General features: G+C 70.5%; 18 protein-coding genes and 1 pseudogene. 6 read left to right on the plus strand and 13 right to left on the minus strand.

The annotated features are described in order from the left end of the window. Together VJN29_RS08885 and pdhA are read right to left on the minus strand one after the other, a co-directional pair. Window positions 1–478: alpha-ketoacid dehydrogenase subunit beta (locus tag VJN29_RS08885; protein ID WP_414654336.1), on the minus strand; the 478-nt coding region annotated here is incomplete at its 3' end. Further along, window positions 478–1665, minus strand: coding sequence for a pyruvate dehydrogenase (acetyl-transferring) E1 component subunit alpha (gene pdhA / locus VJN29_RS08890; protein ID WP_414654337.1), 1188 nt, complete (start codon window positions 1663–1665; stop codon window positions 478–480). The genes VJN29_RS08885 and pdhA, both read right to left, overlap by 1 nt. A 247-nt stretch (window positions 1666–1912) precedes the next feature. On the opposite strand from pdhA, the gene VJN29_RS08895 reads away from it, so the two are divergent. After that, window positions 1913–2431, plus strand: a complete 519-nt coding sequence (locus tag VJN29_RS08895) for an SRPBCC domain-containing protein (protein WP_324143266.1) — start codon at window positions 1913–1915, stop codon at window positions 2429–2431. A gap of 28 nt (window positions 2432–2459) precedes the next feature. Here the strand turns inward: VJN29_RS08895 and VJN29_RS08900 are convergent, their stop codons facing one another. The 6 genes from VJN29_RS08900 to VJN29_RS08925 form a co-directional block, all read right to left on the minus strand. Then, complete coding sequence (locus tag VJN29_RS08900) at window positions 2460–2822, minus strand: cupin domain-containing protein (protein WP_324143267.1); 363 nt, start codon at window positions 2820–2822, stop codon at window positions 2460–2462. A gap of 69 nt (window positions 2823–2891) precedes the next feature. Then, window positions 2892–4190 (minus strand): AAA family ATPase, encoded by a 1299-nt coding sequence (locus VJN29_RS08905; RefSeq protein ID WP_324143280.1) that lies wholly within the window; start codon window positions 4188–4190, stop codon window positions 2892–2894. 20 nt (window positions 4191–4210) lie between these two features. Beyond that, entirely contained in the window at window positions 4211–4615 is a 405-nt protein-coding gene (locus VJN29_RS08910) for a VOC family protein (RefSeq protein WP_324143268.1), read from the minus strand. 93 nt (window positions 4616–4708) lie between these two features. Further along, a complete protein-coding gene (locus VJN29_RS08915) occupies window positions 4709–5578 on the minus strand; it encodes a biotin-dependent carboxyltransferase family protein (protein WP_324143269.1) in 870 nt (289 codons plus the stop codon). Further along, complete coding sequence (locus VJN29_RS08920; RefSeq protein WP_324143270.1) at window positions 5575–6255, minus strand: allophanate hydrolase subunit 1; 681 nt, start codon at window positions 6253–6255, stop codon at window positions 5575–5577. The genes VJN29_RS08915 and VJN29_RS08920 overlap by 4 nt, the downstream gene beginning before the upstream one ends. A gap of 6 nt (window positions 6256–6261) precedes the next feature. Continuing rightward, window positions 6262–7032 (minus strand): 5-oxoprolinase subunit PxpA, encoded by a 771-nt coding sequence (locus VJN29_RS08925; protein WP_324143271.1) that lies wholly within the window; start codon window positions 7030–7032, stop codon window positions 6262–6264. Window positions 7033–7130: 98 nt separating this feature from the next. Here VJN29_RS08925 and VJN29_RS08930 point away from each other — a divergent pair, with 98 nt between their 5' ends. Both VJN29_RS08930 and VJN29_RS08935 read left to right on the plus strand, forming a co-directional pair. Beyond that, window positions 7131–7331 (plus strand): nitroreductase family deazaflavin-dependent oxidoreductase, encoded by a 201-nt coding sequence (locus tag VJN29_RS08930; protein WP_324143272.1) that lies wholly within the window; start codon window positions 7131–7133, stop codon window positions 7329–7331. A 3-nt stretch (window positions 7332–7334) separates the two neighbouring features. Next, window positions 7335–8651, plus strand: a complete 1317-nt coding sequence (locus VJN29_RS08935) for an AarF/ABC1/UbiB kinase family protein (RefSeq protein ID WP_324143273.1) — start codon at window positions 7335–7337, stop codon at window positions 8649–8651. Window positions 8652–8655: 4 nt separating this feature from the next. On the opposite strand, the gene VJN29_RS08940 is transcribed toward VJN29_RS08935, so the two are convergent. Continuing rightward, complete coding sequence (locus tag VJN29_RS08940) at window positions 8656–9372, minus strand: hypothetical protein (protein ID WP_324143274.1); 717 nt, start codon at window positions 9370–9372, stop codon at window positions 8656–8658. 54 nt (window positions 9373–9426) lie between these two features. Further along, the gene (hisC, locus tag VJN29_RS08945) at window positions 9427–10545 is read right to left on the minus strand and encodes a histidinol-phosphate transaminase (protein ID WP_324143275.1); all 1119 of its coding nucleotides are present in this window, start codon (window positions 10543–10545) and stop codon (window positions 9427–9429) included. A gap of 162 nt (window positions 10546–10707) precedes the next feature. Here hisC and VJN29_RS08950 point away from each other — a divergent pair, with 162 nt between their 5' ends. Continuing rightward, on the plus strand, window positions 10708–11796 hold the full coding sequence (locus VJN29_RS08950) for an ATP-dependent 6-phosphofructokinase (protein WP_324143276.1): 1089 nt from the start codon (window positions 10708–10710) through the stop codon (window positions 11794–11796). A gap of 5 nt (window positions 11797–11801) precedes the next feature. Next, window positions 11802–12185, plus strand: a complete 384-nt coding sequence (locus VJN29_RS08955) for a phage holin family protein (RefSeq protein ID WP_324143277.1) — start codon at window positions 11802–11804, stop codon at window positions 12183–12185. A gap of 195 nt (window positions 12186–12380) precedes the next feature. Here VJN29_RS08955 and VJN29_RS08960 read toward each other — a convergent pair whose 3' ends face one another. The 3 genes and pseudogenes from VJN29_RS08960 to VJN29_RS08970 all read right to left on the minus strand — a co-directional run. Further along, on the minus strand, window positions 12381–12713 hold the full coding sequence (locus VJN29_RS08960; protein WP_324143278.1) for a TfoX/Sxy family protein: 333 nt from the start codon (window positions 12711–12713) through the stop codon (window positions 12381–12383). A 16-nt stretch (window positions 12714–12729) separates the two neighbouring features. Further along, window positions 12730–13200, minus strand: a complete 471-nt coding sequence (locus VJN29_RS08965; protein ID WP_324143279.1) for a VOC family protein — start codon at window positions 13198–13200, stop codon at window positions 12730–12732. Between the two features lie 48 nt (window positions 13201–13248). Then, window positions 13249–13470: pseudogene (locus VJN29_RS08970) on the minus strand (response regulator transcription factor); the annotation flags it as partial. Between VJN29_RS08970 and VJN29_RS08975 the strand changes: the two are divergent. Continuing rightward, on the plus strand, window positions 13420–13658 hold a 239-nt coding region (locus VJN29_RS08975; RefSeq protein ID WP_324143281.1), incomplete at its 3' end, for a hypothetical protein. The pseudogene VJN29_RS08970 and the gene VJN29_RS08975 sit on opposite strands and share 51 nt — an antisense overlap.

The following is a 13658-nucleotide window of genomic DNA, read 5'->3' on the forward strand; positions in this document are numbered from 1 at the left end:
TCATGTGGTACGCGTCCACCGGGTTGGCGCAGGTGACCACCTTGAGCCCCGGCGTGTGCGCGAACTGCGCCTCGGGCGACTCGCTGTGGTGCTCGACCGCGCCGATGCCGCCGCCGAACGGGATCCGGATCACCATCGGCATCGGCAGCTTGCCGCCCGACCGGAAGTGCAGCTTCGCCACCTGGCTGACGATCTGGTCGTACGCCGGGTAGACGAACCCGTCGAACTGGATCTCGCACACCGGCCGGTAGCCGCGCAGGGCCAACCCGACCGCGGTGCCCACGATGCCCGACTCGGCGAGGGGGGAGTCGATGACGCGCTCCTCGCCGAAGTCCTTCTGCAGCCCCTCGGTGATCCGGAAGACGCCGCCGAGCTTGCCGATGTCCTCGCCGATGAGCACGACCTTGGGGTCCTTCTCCATCGCCTTGCGCAGGCCACTGGTCAGGCTCTTGCCGAGGGTGACCTTCTCGAGTGCCATCAGTTCGCCTCCTCGAAGCTCGCCTGGTAGGCAACGAAGGCGGCGCGCTCCGCCTCCATGACCGGGTGCTCCTCGGCATAGACGTGGTCCCACATCGTCTCGCCCGGCGGCGTCGCCATGGTGATGCAGCCCTGCCGGAGCTCCGCGGCGAACGAGTCCGCCTCCTCATCGACCCTGGTGAAGAACGCGTCGTCGGCCCAGCCCTCGTGCGAGAGGTAGGTCTTGAGGCGCTGGATCGGGTCGCGGAACTTCCACTGCTCGACCTCGGCCGAGACCCGGTACTTCGTCGGGTCGTCGGCCGTCGTGTGCGCACCCATCCGGTAGGTGAAGGCCTCGATGAGCAGCGGCCCGTTGCCGTTGCGGGCCTCGTCGAGGCAGTGCTGCGTCACGGCGTAGGTGGCCAGCACGTCGTTGCCGTCGACCCGCATACCGGGGAAGCCGAAGCCGCGGGCCCGCTGGAAGAGCGGGATGCGGGTCTGCTTGGAGACCGGCTCGGAGATGGCCCACTGGTTGTTCTGGCAGAAGAAGACGACCGGGGCGTCGAAGGACGCGGCGTAGACGAAGGCCTCGTTGACGTCACCCTGGGCCGACGCCCCGTCACCGAAGTAGCAGATGACCGCGGTGTCCCGCTCGGGTTCGCCCGTGCCGACGTTGCCGTCCATCTTGACGCCCATCGCGTAGCCCGTGGCGTGCAGGGTCTGGGCGCCGATGACGATGGTGTAGAGGTGGAAGTTGTGGTCCTTGGGGTCCCACCCACCCTGGCTGACGCCGCGGAAGAGCTGCAGCGAGCTCTGCGGGTCCATGCCGCGCACGAAGCCCACGCCGTGCTCGCGATAGGTGGGGAAGCACATGTCGTGCGGCTTCAGCGCGCGGCCCGAGCCGACCTGGGCCGCTTCCTGGCCGAGCAGGCTGGGCCACAGTCCGAGCTCGCCCTGCCGCTGGAGGGCGTATCCCTCGGCGTCGAGGCGGCGGATGAGGACGAGGTCGCGGTAGAAGCTCCGCAGGTCCTCCGGCGTGAGGTCCGCGACGTACTTGTCAAAGTCGGGGTGGGAGAGACGCTCCCCCTCGGGGGTCAGCAGCTGGATCATGTCCGGGCCGCCGTCGCCGACTGCTGGGGTCGGTTCGTGCAGCTCGGCGACTACCTTGTCGCTCACTGGGGCTCCTTCGCCGGAAGGGAGTTCCGGCATTTCTGGTCGGGCCGCGAGCGGGGTTCCCCCGCCCCACGGCTGTGTCACACAGGCCCGCCGAGGGTGACGGCGGACACATGATGGTCCTCTGGACGGAACTTACCGGAGGCCGCCACCAATCTCACAATGCGGACGGCCCGAGCAGCAACCTGTCCTCGCCTGCTGGTTGGAAAATCACTTGTTTGATGCAAGTCGCGTCCCGTACCGTGACTTGCGTCATGCACGTCACCGCAGAGAGGCAGGACCCATGAGCACCGACCTCACCATGAGCTTCACCGTCGAGCAGACGCCGCAGCAGGTCTTCGACGCGGTCAACGACGTCCGGAGCTGGTGGTCCGGCAACATCGTCGGCGACACCTCCACCCTCGGAGCCGAGTGGACCTACAGCGTTCCCGACATCCACTTCTCGAAGCTCCGGATCACCGAGCTCGTGCCGGTCGAGCGCGTGTCATGGCTCGTCCTCGACAGCCACCTCTCCTTCATCGAGGACAAGGAGGAGTGGACCGGCACGACGGTCCGTTTCGTCATCACCGAGGAGCCGGCCCAGCCCGGCGGCAATCGCCGCACCCGACTCACGTTCACCCACGAGGGGCTCAACGGGGCGCATGAGTGCTACGAGGTGTGCAACACCGCTTGGGGCCAGTACATCCTGGGCAGTCTGAGGACGCTGATCCAGGCGGGCACCGGCAGGCCCGACTCGTTCGGGAGCCAGGAGACGCTCGAGGCCGCCCTCGCCGGAACCGTCGAGATGCCGGACGTCTCCTGACCGGCGCCTCAACGCCCCGCCCGTCGGGTCAGATCGACTCGACGTGTGCGGTGAGCGGTCCGCCCGCGTCGCCGGTGTTGACCGTCCCCTCGGGCTCGATGAGCACGGCCTGCACCTCCTGCTCGGCCACCGGGCAGTGCTCGACCCCGCGCGGCACGACGAACAGCTGCCCGGGGTTGAGCACCACGTCCCGGTCCCGCAGCCGGATCGTCAGCCGGCCGGAGATGACGAGGAACAGCTCATCCGTGTCCTCGTGGGTGTGCCAGACGAACTCGCCCTTGAGCTTCACGACCTTGATCTCGTAGTCGTTGAGTCGGGCGACCGCCTTGGGCGACCAGTGCTCCGAGAAGAGCGAGAGCTTCTGCGCGAGGTCGACACGGTCGAGGTCCATGCAGCCAGCATCGCATCGGCCGCGGTGCGGTCCCGAGTCCTTTTCACGGCGAGCGCGGGGGGCACATCGTCAGCGGCGAGTGCCCCAGTTCCACTGCGGCGTCGTCAGCAGGCCCTGGCCCTCGACAAATGTCTCGCCGAGGTCCTTCACGAGGGTGACGCGTCGCGCCGGGGACCCCAGTCCCGTCTCGGCATCCTCGTCGTCGGTGACACGGAGCTCCCGGATCAGCGCCTCGGAGTGCGACACGACCATGACCTGACTGCGCTCGGCACCCGCCCTGACCAGGCGGGCGAGCGGCGGCAGGAGATCCGGGTGCAGCGAGGTCTCCGGCTCGTTGAGGACCATGAGCGGCGGCGGGTCGACGGTGAGGAGCGCGGCGACGAGGCACAGGTAGCGCAGCGTCCCGTCGGACAGCTCGGCCGCCGAGAGGGGGCGCAGCATGCCCGGCTGGTGCAGGTGCACGTCGAACCGCCCGTCCACGACGGGGACGTCGAGGATGGCGCCGTCGAAGGCGTCCGCGATCGCACCGTCCAACGCCGACCGGCCGTCCTCCCGGATGGTCTGCAGGGCGGCAGCCAGGTCGGAGCCGTCATCCGCGAGAACCGGCGTCCGCGTCCCCACGCCCGCCTGCCGGGCAGGTGCCGCCGGGTCCGCTCGGAAGCCGTCGTAGAACCGCCATCCACGGATCATCCGCCGCACCCGCAACAGCTCAGGCGCCCGATCAGGGTCGGCGAGCTCGGTCAGCATGGACTCCCAGGGACGCAAGGTCCGCGACAGCTCGATCCACCCCGTCCGCCGGGCATCACGTCGGCCCGCCGACCGCGCGAGCGGCTCGGGATCGGACTCCCACTCGTCAGCGCCCCGGCCACCGTCCCACTCGGCCTCCTCGGCGGCGCGGGTCTCGACGATGGACCAGCGTCGGCGCACGAGCACCGTGTTGGGCCGCATGACCGGCCCGGCCCACACGACCTCGCGCTTGATCTCGGGATCGCGGAGGAAGGCGGACGACCCCTCCGCCACCGAGCCCTGTTGCGGCAGACCGAGATCGACGAGGTACCCGAAGTCGTCCGACGCGAAGCCCAGCCGCAGGCTGACGGGACCCTTGCGCCTGGTGCCCTCAGCGGCATACCCCTGCTTCCGCGTGCCGCCCAACGTCGCTGGTCCCGCCCACAGGGCCGACTGCAAACCGCCCTCACGCGCGAGCGAGCCGATGACCTCACCGCGGCCACAGCCGGCGAGCAGCCGCAACGCGCGGTAGAGCGACGACTTGCCCGACCCGTTGGCGCCGGTGACCACGTCGAGGCCGTGGAGCGGCACGACCACGTCCCGCAGCGATCGATAGCCCGAGACTGCGACGCAGGTCAGCATCATGCACATGCCGTGCTGGGTCAGGCGTCCGGGTTGACCCCGTCACCACCAGCGCCGGTTGACCACGCCGGCAGCTCCTGAAGCGCCCACCGGTTGCCGTCCGGGTCGGCGAAATGGACGAAACGGCCCCACGGTTGCTCATCGACCTCCGACACGGCGACCCCGCGCTCGGCCAGCTCGGCGCGGCTCGCGGCCGCGTCCGCGACCACCATCTGCAGGTTGTCCAGAGACCCCGGCGCCATCTCCGTCAGACCGTTGCCAATCGCGATCGAGCATGAGGAGCCCGGGGGCGTGAGCTGAACGAAGCGGACGTCGTCGCTCACCGTGTGGTCATGGTCGGCGTGGAAGCCGACCCTGACGTAGAACTCCTTGGCCCGATCGACATCGCTCACGGGCACTGCCACCAACTCCAGCTTCATGTCCATGTCCTCACGCTAGGGGCCAGCACCGACGCTGCCGCCGACCTGGCCCACTGATCACCCTGACGACTCAGGGGGTGAGCGCGCGTGGCCACTCCTTCATCGTCGCTCCCAGCGGAACGTGAGCTTCTGACCCGGCTGGAGCTGGGCCGCCCGGTCGACGTCGGCCGTGCGCACGACGGCGATGACGGGGTAGCCGCCGGTCACCGGGTGGTCGTTGAGGAAGAGGACCGGCAGTCCGTTGGGCGGCACCTGGATCGCTCCCCGCACCATCCCCTCGCTCGGCAGCTCCACGTCACGCCAAGCCGCGTGCCGCTCGATCGGCTCGCCTTCCAGACGAATCCCCTTGCGGTCGCTGCGTCCGGAGACGGACCACTCGTACTCGGCGAGACTCTGGGGCCGGGCGAACCAGTCCTGCCTCGGCCCCGGCAGGACGGCCAGCTCGACCGGGCCGGACGGTGGAGAGGGCAGTGGCGCGAGGTCGACGTGCGGGAAGTCGTCCCACGCGGCCCCGACCTCGAGCACCTGCCCCGACCGCAGCGGTTCCGGGCCGAGGCCGGACATGGTGTCGGTCGCCCGGGAGCCGAGGACCTCCGGCACGGCCAGCCCACCACGGAAGGAGACGTACGTGCGAAGCCCGCTCAGCGGCATACGGAGACACAGCTCTTGTCCGTCACGCACCACGAAGGGTGCGGCGTAGGGGACCGCGCGCCTGTCCACCTCGGCCGGAGCGGGTGCCCCGGTGAGGCACGCGAGGAGGTCGCCGCGGGCCCGCAACCGCAGACCGCCGAAGGTGGCCTCGAGCGCTCCGAGACCGGCCGGATTGCCGAGCAGCCGACCGCCGACGAGGTAGGACGAGACGTCGGCCGCGCCCGCGCGCCCGACTCCCACGGCGAGGTGGCCGCGCCGACCGAGGTCCTGGACGAGGGTGAGCGGACCCGGCTCCACGACCTCGATGCCGCGGCTCATCGGCGGACCTCCACGAAGTGCACGGTCGTGCCCGGCACGAGCAGTGCTGGTGGCTGGCGCGCGACGTCCCAGAGGACGACGTCGGTCGTCCCGATGAGCTGCCAGCCGCCCGGAGACTCTCGAGGGTAGACACCGCTGTACTCCCCTGCGACAGCGACGGACCCGGCGGGCACACGGGTGCGCGGCTCTGCGTGGCGAGCGACGTGGAGTCGCGGGTCGCCCCCGACGAGGTACGCGAACCCGGGGGCGAACCCGCCGAAGCCGACCCGCCACGGTGTCGCCGTGTGCGCCCTGACCACCTCGTCCACGCGAAGTCCGGTCAGCCCCGAGACCTCCTCGAGGTCGGGCCCGTCGTAGCGGACCGGTATCTCCACCGCCGGTGAGTCGGCCGCCGGGGCCGCACGGCCGGCACCGGCGGTCGCCTCGGCCACCGCACCGGCCAGCGCGTCGAGGTCGGTCGTCGGGCGGGCGACGACGAGCAGCGTCCGCGCGGCTGGGACGAGCTCGTCCACCTCGGCCCACACGCCGATGTTCGCCGCGACGAGCGGCGCCAGGACCGCGTCGAGGGCAAGCACCGCGTCGATGTCGTCGGTCTCGACGAGCAGCGCCGCGTCGCCCATCGGCAGCAGCCGGACGCTGGGGCCGACCGGCGACGTGGAGGATCCCTGCGGCGACATGGCGGCCTACCGCGTGAACGGGGCGATCTCGACGCCAGCCCCGGTCAGGGCGGCCCGGAGGGCCCGGGCGATGTCGACGGCACCCGGTGAGTCGCCGTGGGTGCAGATGGAGTCCGCTCGGACCTCGAGCTCCGTGCCGTCGATCGCGGTGATCCGGCCCTCGACGGCGAGGCGCACCATCCTGGCTGCGACCTCGCCAGGGTCGTGCAGGACCGAGCCCGCCTCGCGGCGCGGGAGGAGGTGGCCCTCCGGCGTGTACGCGCGGTCCGCGAACGCCTCGGACACGGTGCGCAGACCGGCATCCGCCGCGATCCGAAGGAACGCCGACCCCGGTAGCCCCACGACCGGCAGGGACGGGTCGACGGCGGCGACCGCGGCGACCACCGCCGTCGCCTGGGTCTCGTGGTCGACGATCGCGTTGTAGAGGGCGCCGTGCGGCTTGACGTACTCGACCCGGGTCCCCGCAACCCTGCACATCGCCTCGAGCGCGCCGATCTGGTAGATCACGTCGGCGGTCAGCTCGTCCGCGTCCATGTCGATGAAGCGCCGCCCGAAACCGGCCAGGTCGCGATAGCCGACCTGGGCCCCCACCACGACGCCACGCTCGGCGGCCTGTGCGCAGGTCCGCTGGAGGGTGAGGCTGTCACCGGCGTGGAAACCGCAGGCGACATTGGCGCTCGTGACGATGTCGAGCATCGCCGCGTCGTTGCCGACCGCCCAGATGCCGAGCGACTCGCCGAGGTCCGAGTTGAGGTCGATCCGCTGTCCGGTCGTCATGCCATCTCCTCCGGTGCGGGCAGTCACCCGTGCCCAGCCAGCGTAGTAATTCTTCACCAATCCGCCGTCGGTGCCACCGCCAGACGGCATTGAACCCTATGGTGACCTCTCCCGGGCGGCGGACCGGTCGGCCGCGGTCCACGATGGTTCGCTACCTCGACCACGACGGCGGTTACCTCGTCTGGGGAACGGGCAGCGGTTCGCCGACCGGCCCTGACTGGTTCGGCAACCTGCGCCGTGCTCGTGAGGCGACGGTCGAGATCGGCACCAGGGCCGAGGCAGCCGCGGTGGCAGGATGAGGGATGGCCGACCTTCCGACCCGAGCGCTGGCAAGGGGTTTCCGGCTGGCTGCGGTCCCGGCCGGCTTCGTGGGTCGCCGTGTCATCGGCCTGGGCAAGCGGGTTGGTGGCCGGCCCGCTGAGGCAATCGCGGCGGAGGTGCAGGCTCGGACCGCCGAGCAGCTGTTCAGTGTCCTGGGGCAGCTGAAGGGTGGCGCGATGAAGGGTGGGCAGTGGCTCTCCGCGATGGAGGCGGCCCTGCCCGAGCAGCTCGCCGGACCATATGGTGAAGCGCTGACCAAGCTGCAGGAGGCGGCACCCGCGATGCCGATACGGACGGTGCACGAGGTGCTCATCGAGCAGCTCGGGCGCCAGTGGCGCACCAGGTTCGCCGAGTTCGACGACGAGCCGGCGGCCGCGGCGAGCATCGGCCAGGTCCACCGTGCCGTGTGGCGAGACGGCCGCCAGGTCGCCGTGAAGGTGCAGTACCCCCACGCCGGGGAAGCCCTCGCGACCGACCTCCGGCAGCTGGACCGGCTCGTGCCGGTGCTGCGTGTGGCGGTGCCCGGGCTGGACGCGGACGACCTGTTCGGCGAGCTGACGACCCGCATCTTGGCCGAGGTCGACTACGAGCAGGAGGCTGCGGCGCAGGCGGAGTTCGCACGGGCGTTCCGCGACGATCAAGACTTCGTGGTCCCGGGCGTGGTCCATGGCGCGCCACGGGTGCTCGTCTCCGAGTGGGTCGACGGCACCTCGGTGGCGCAGATCGCTCGCCACGGCAGCCCGTCCGAACGTGATCGGGCCGGCCTGCTGCTGTGCCGGTTCCTGTTGTCGTCCCCGCCGCGGGTGGGTCGGCTGCACGGCGACCCCCACCCCGGCAACTTCCGGCTCCTTGCCGACGGACGGCTCGCGGTCATCGACTTCGGCTCGACGTTGGCGACGCCAGCTGGCTGGTCGCCGCGGCTGACCGCATTCCTGCGCGCCGGACGCGAGCGCGCGGCCGAGGATCTGATCAGGCAGGCTCGCGCCGCGGGAGTGGTTCGGGATAGCGAGGTTACCGACCAGGCGCTCCTGGATCTGGTGGACCCGCTGCTCGAGCCGCTCCGGGCAGAGCAGTTCACGTTCACCCGGCCCTGGCTGCGCGGCCTGACCACACCGTTTTCCGATCCCCGGTCGGCAATCTCTCGGACGCAGCGGAGGCTCCACATTCCCGTGCGCTACCTGCTGGTCCAGCGGGTGGCGGCCGGAACGACTGGAGTGCTCTGCCTGCTCGGAGCCTCGGTGCCGCTCGCTGCCGAGGCAGCCGCGTGGCTGCCCCACTTCGGCCGGGTCGAGGACTGAGCGGCTAGGCCTGCTTCGGCGGCGAGAAGCGGTCGTCGTCCGGTGACAGATCGGTGAAGGGCACCCCCTCGTCAGGACTCGACCAGTGCGGGGCCGTGCCGTCGCCGGGCCGGAGCCCCTGCACGATGATCCCGCCGGCGCCGATCCCGGTCTCGCGCTCCGCCGCGTCCTCGACGTGGCGGCCGGCTTCGGCTCGCACCGACAGCTGTCTCCACAGCGCCGCCGCCACGCGGACCGCCGGGCGCCCCAGCAACAGCACCAACGCGCCCGTGAGAAGGACGAGTGCGGCGTTCTCGCCCAGACCCGCCGGCAAGGTGGTCATCTCGGCAACAGGGCCGTTACCTCCACTCCAGTGAGCGACCTCCGCGGCGCGTTCGGCCACGCCCTTGGCCACCAGGACGCATCCTGCAGCGGCGCCGGCCAGTCCGAGCTTCTGCGCATGCCTGCCGCGGTGCACCATCCCCACGGCCGTTGCTGACAGGGCCATGACGAGAACGAGGACGTGGACGACCAACGGGACCGCTGCCACTGGGAAGTCCGGGGCCCGTTCGTCGGCGATGACGTGCAGCCGACCCCAGGACCAGAACCACAACTCAGGCTGTGACTCAACCGCGGGCCAGGTCAGCCGCCACGCCGGCCAGACGATCGTCGGCAGTGCCAGCAGCACCCCCGCGACCGCGAGACGCATTCCCCACCGCCATTCGCGGACGACCGTGTCCACATCCCATTGTGACCCGGATCCTCCATTTGGCCACACCGCTCTTCGGCGGCCTGCCTAGCGGGCGCCGAAGGTCTCGGCCACCTCGAGCAGGCGGGTGTTGGCCTCGGTCTCGCCGATCGTGACGCGGACGCCATCGTCGCCGTACTGCCGCACCATGAGCCCGGCCTCCTCGCAGGCCTCCGCGAAGGCGGTGGAGTCGGCCCCGAGCGGGAACCAGACGAAGTTCGCGTCCGACGCCGGCAGCTTCCAGCCCTGGTCCTGCAGGCCCTGCACGACCCGCTCGCGCTCCTCGACGATCGACTCGACCCGCTCCTTCAGCTCGTCGAAGGCATCGAGCGAGGCGACCGCCGCCGCCTGGGCGATCGAGTTGACCCCGAAGGGTGTCGCCGTCTTACGAATCGCGGCGGCGACCTCACGGTGCGCGACGGCGAAGCCGACTCGCAGCCCGGCCAGCCCGTATGCCTTGGAGAAGGTGCGCAGGACGACGACGTTGGGCCGCTCGCGCCAGACCTCGAGACCGCGGACCGCCTCTGGGTCGCGGACGAACTCGACGTAGGCCTCGTCGATCACGACGATGACGTCGCTGGGGACCCGGTCGAGGAAGGCGTCGAGCTCCGCGCGGTGCACCGACGGCCCGGTGGGGTTGTTCGGCGTGCAGACGAGCACCACCCGCGTGCGCTCGGTGACGGCGTCCGCCATCGCGTCGAGCCGGTGCCGGGCCTGGTCGTCGAGAGCGACCAGGACGGGAGTGGCGCCGGCCAGCTGTGTGACGATGGGGTACGCCTCGAACGACCGCCAGGCGAAGACGACCTCGTCCCCGGCATCGCACGCGGCCTGGACGACCTGGGCGAGGACGGCGACCGAGCCGGTCCCCGTCGCGATGCAGTCCGCCGAGACGCTGAGGGCGCGACCGAGACGCTCGCGCAGCTCCACGACGGCCATGTCGGGATAGCGGTTGACGGATGCCGCCGCCTCGTTGATCGTCGTCAGCACTGACGGGAGCGGCCCGTAGGGGTTCTCGTTGGACGACAGCTTGTAGGGCGTCACGCCGGCTCGAGCCGTGGCGGGCTTGCCCGGCTTGTAGTCCGGCATCCGGCCGAGGACCTGTCGCAACCGCACGGTCGGAGAGGAGCCGGGTGCGGCGGGAACGGGCTGCTCGTCGTCGTCGCTCATGCCGCCCACTCTATTGAGCCGGCCGGGAGGGACGGGAGGGCTGGGAGGGTCCCGAAAGGTGGACCGGGCTCAGCGGCATACGACCGCATGTGGCTAGGCTCACACTGTCGCGCCGACGCCGCCTCGACGCATTCGTTCGACCACACACGAAGGACGCTGCTCATGCGCATCGGCATCCTCACCGGAGGCGGGGACTGTCCCGGCCTCAACGCCGTCATCCGCGGCGCGGTCCGTGCCGCGGAGGTGACCTACGACAGCACGGTCGTCGGGTTCCGCAACGCCTGGCGGGGCGTGATGGACAACGACTTCGAGCTGCTCGACGTCGACCGCTGCCGTGGCATCCTGCCGCTCGGCGGCACCATCCTCGGCACGAGCCGCGACCAGCCGTTCGCCTTCGAGGACGGGCTCAAGAAGGTCCGCAAGGCCTACGCCCGGCACGGGCTCGACGCGATCCTCGCGGTCGGCGGCGAGGGCTCGATGAACGTCGTCTCCCGCCTCCACGACAGCGGCTTCCCCGTCGTCGGCGTCCCCAAGACGATCGACAACGACATCTCCCTGACCGAGATGACGTTCGGCTTCCAGACGGCAGTCCAGATCTGCACCGACGCCATCGACCGGCTCCACACGACGGCCGAGTCCCACCACCGGGTCCTCGTCGTCGAGGTCATGGGTCGACACGTCGGACACATCGCCACCTGGTCGGGCATCGCCGGCGGCGCCGCGATCACGCTCGTCCCCGAGGAGCCCTTCGACATCGCGGAGGTCTGCGAGCGGATCGTCCATCGGCACCGCAAGGGCCGCTTCGCGACGATCATCGTCGTCGCGGAGGGCGCCGTCCCCAAGCCGGGGACGATGGAGCTGCCCGTGCCGGAGATGGACCGCTACGGCCACCAGGTCCTCGGTGGCATCGGCTCGATCCTGGCCCGCGAGATCCAGGGTCGCACCGGCATCGAGAGCCGGATGACGGCCCTCGGACACATCCAGCGTGGCGGGTCGCCGGTGGCGTTCGACCGGGTCCTCGGGACCCGGTTCGGGATCGCGGCGGTCGAGGCGGCGATGGACAGCGCCTGGGGCGAGATGGTCGCGCTCCAGCGCGGACACATCGTGCGCGTTCCGGTGAAGGAGGCCATCGGCGAGCTCAAGATGGTCGACCCGGACCTGCTGCGGATCAACACGATGTTCCGGCCGCGCATCGTCGGCGACGAGCACCCTGGTCTTCCCGCCGATCGACTTGAGCGCGTGGAAGACTGACGCCCATGCTGATGAACTTCCTGATCAAGACCGTCATCAACGGCGTCGCCCTGTGGATCGCCGCCCTCCTCATCGACGGCATCGAGTTCGACCAGGGGGACAGCACCTGGGAGACGGTGACGACCGTGGTCCTCGTCGCGCTGGTGTTCGGCGTCCTCAACACCTTCGTGCGCCCGATCGCGAAGCTCCTCTCCCTGCCCCTCATCATCCTGACGCTGGGCCTGTTCGTCTTCATCGTCAACGCGCTGATGCTCCAGCTGACGTCGTGGCTGTCGGGCAAGCTGGGTCTGGCGTTCACCGTGCAGGAGTTCTTCTGGGACGCGATCCTCGGATCTCTCGTCATCACCTTTGTCTCGATGATCCTCGGTTTCTTCAACCCCAAGGACTGACAAGCGAATTGGCCGTATGCCGCTGAGCCCGCCTCCGCTCGGAAGCGGGCTCACGCGCGTGGCGGGGTCCCGTTTCGGTCGAGTGTGCAGTTGTGCGCGCCCTCGCCGCGTCGAGTGTGCGTCCGCCGGCGTCGATCAGGCCAGGTCGAACGCGAGTGCGGGAGCGGTATGCACGTGGCGAAAGCGACCGCGGCCCTACTTGGGGGGCAGTGAGCGGGCGTAGCCGAGGCCGCGCTCGACCCAACGACGCAAGTCGGCGTCGTCGTCGACCGCCGACGGATCGACGCGGAGCCAGCCGTTCATGCTCCGGCCGCCCATCTGCATCCGCTCAACCCCGGGCTCGGCGAGGAGCGCCGCCGTCTCGGTCGGGTCGACCCGGGCGAGCAGGCCGCCCTGACCGCTCGCCGCGACCGCCATATGGCCGCCGGCGAGGAACGCGAGACCACCGAACATCTTCTTCTCGACGACATCTGCGTCCATGCCGATGGTGAACCTGATCCGGTCGGCGAGCTCCTCGTCGTAGGCCATGGCAGCAGTATGGCTCTCAGTCGAGACAGAACTCGTTGCCCTCGGGGTCGGTCATGACGATGTGACCACCGGACATCGGGGGTGCGGGCTCGAACCGCTTGACCCTGGTCGCTCCCAGGGCCACCAGCCGCTCGCACTCCTGCTCGAGAGCGGCCATCCGCTCGTCGCCGTCGAGGCCGGGCGCGGCGCGGACGTCGAGGTGGACCCGGTTCTTGGCCGACTTCGGCTCGGGCACCTGCTGGAAGAAGACGCGGGGCCGCGAGCCTGTTGGGTCCACGATCGCCGAGGCCGACCCGTGCCGCTCGGGTGGCACGCCGGCCTGGGTGAGGAAGGACGTCCACGCGTCCAGCACCTCGCTGGCCGGGGTAGCGGGCGGGAGGTTGCTGCCCGGCGGCGGCTGGATGACGAAGTCCAGCGCCTCGGCCCAGAACAGGCTCAGACGGATCGGGTCTGCGGCGTCAAAGGTCACCTGGATGTCTCGGCTCATGACAACCCATGGTGCCGCTCCCCACCGACAGTCGACGTGGAGTGGGGGTCAGCGGCCGTTCGTGCCGTTGGGATGGGCGACGAGGCCCGACTGGTAGGCGATGACGACGAGCTGCGCCCGGTCGCGCGCGCGGAGCTTGGTCATCGCCCGGCTCACGTGGGTCTTCGCCGTGGCGGCACTGAGCACCAGGCGCTCGGCGATCTCGTCGTTGGACAGCCCATGGGCGACGAGTGCGACCACCTCGAGCTCGCGGGGCGTGAGGACGTCCAGGGCCGACGAGTGTTCGCACCGCTGACCATGCACCTCTACCGGCGCCGGGCCCGAAGCCCTGGGGGCGCCGCGTTGGCCGACGGCAACGTCCGCATCGAGGTCCTGGGTCCCCCCGGCCCGGTTCTGGACAAGGCGCTCGAGAACAACCGCGCCAACGGGGTCCAGGTGACCGTCGCGGAGCGCGGCCT

Origin of the sequence: Intrasporangium sp. (assembly GCF_035280925.1) — a bacterium.
In the GTDB taxonomy this organism is placed as follows: domain Bacteria; phylum Actinomycetota; class Actinomycetes; order Actinomycetales; family Dermatophilaceae; genus Intrasporangium.

Bases quoted from the DNA above. Each gene is read 5' to 3' on its own strand.
- VJN29_RS08965 (WP_324143279.1), bottom strand. From the start codon at position 13,200: ATGAGCCGAGACATCCAGGTGACCTTTGACGCCGCAGACCCGATCCGT.
- VJN29_RS08950 (WP_324143276.1), top strand. From the start codon at position 10,708: ATGCGCATCGGCATCCTCACCGGAGGCGGGGACTGTCCCGGCCTCAAC.
- VJN29_RS08910 (WP_324143268.1), bottom strand. From the start codon at position 4,615: ATGGACATGAAGCTGGAGTTGGTGGCAGTGCCCGTGAGCGATGTCGAT.
- VJN29_RS08920 (WP_324143270.1), bottom strand. From the start codon at position 6,255: ATGTCGCCGCAGGGATCCTCCACGTCGCCGGTCGGCCCCAGCGTCCGG.
- VJN29_RS08925 (WP_324143271.1), bottom strand. From the start codon at position 7,032: ATGACGACCGGACAGCGGATCGACCTCAACTCGGACCTCGGCGAGTCG.
- VJN29_RS08960 (WP_324143278.1), bottom strand. From the start codon at position 12,713: ATGGCCTACGACGAGGAGCTCGCCGACCGGATCAGGTTCACCATCGGC.
- VJN29_RS08915 (WP_324143269.1), bottom strand. From the start codon at position 5,578: ATGAGCCGCGGCATCGAGGTCGTGGAGCCGGGTCCGCTCACCCTCGTC.
- pdhA (WP_414654337.1), bottom strand. From the start codon at position 1,665: ATGCCGGAACTCCCTTCCGGCGAAGGAGCCCCAGTGAGCGACAAGGTA.
- VJN29_RS08905 (WP_324143280.1), bottom strand. From the start codon at position 4,190: ATGCTGACCTGCGTCGCAGTCTCGGGCTATCGATCGCTGCGGGACGTG.
- VJN29_RS08900 (WP_324143267.1), bottom strand. From the start codon at position 2,822: ATGGACCTCGACCGTGTCGACCTCGCGCAGAAGCTCTCGCTCTTCTCG.
- hisC (WP_324143275.1), bottom strand. From the start codon at position 10,545: ATGAGCGACGACGACGAGCAGCCCGTTCCCGCCGCACCCGGCTCCTCT.
- VJN29_RS08895 (WP_324143266.1), top strand. From the start codon at position 1,913: ATGAGCACCGACCTCACCATGAGCTTCACCGTCGAGCAGACGCCGCAG.
- VJN29_RS08955 (WP_324143277.1), top strand. From the start codon at position 11,802: ATGCTGATGAACTTCCTGATCAAGACCGTCATCAACGGCGTCGCCCTG.
- VJN29_RS08930 (WP_324143272.1), top strand. From the start codon at position 7,131: ATGGTGACCTCTCCCGGGCGGCGGACCGGTCGGCCGCGGTCCACGATG.
- VJN29_RS08935 (WP_324143273.1), top strand. From the start codon at position 7,335: ATGGCCGACCTTCCGACCCGAGCGCTGGCAAGGGGTTTCCGGCTGGCT.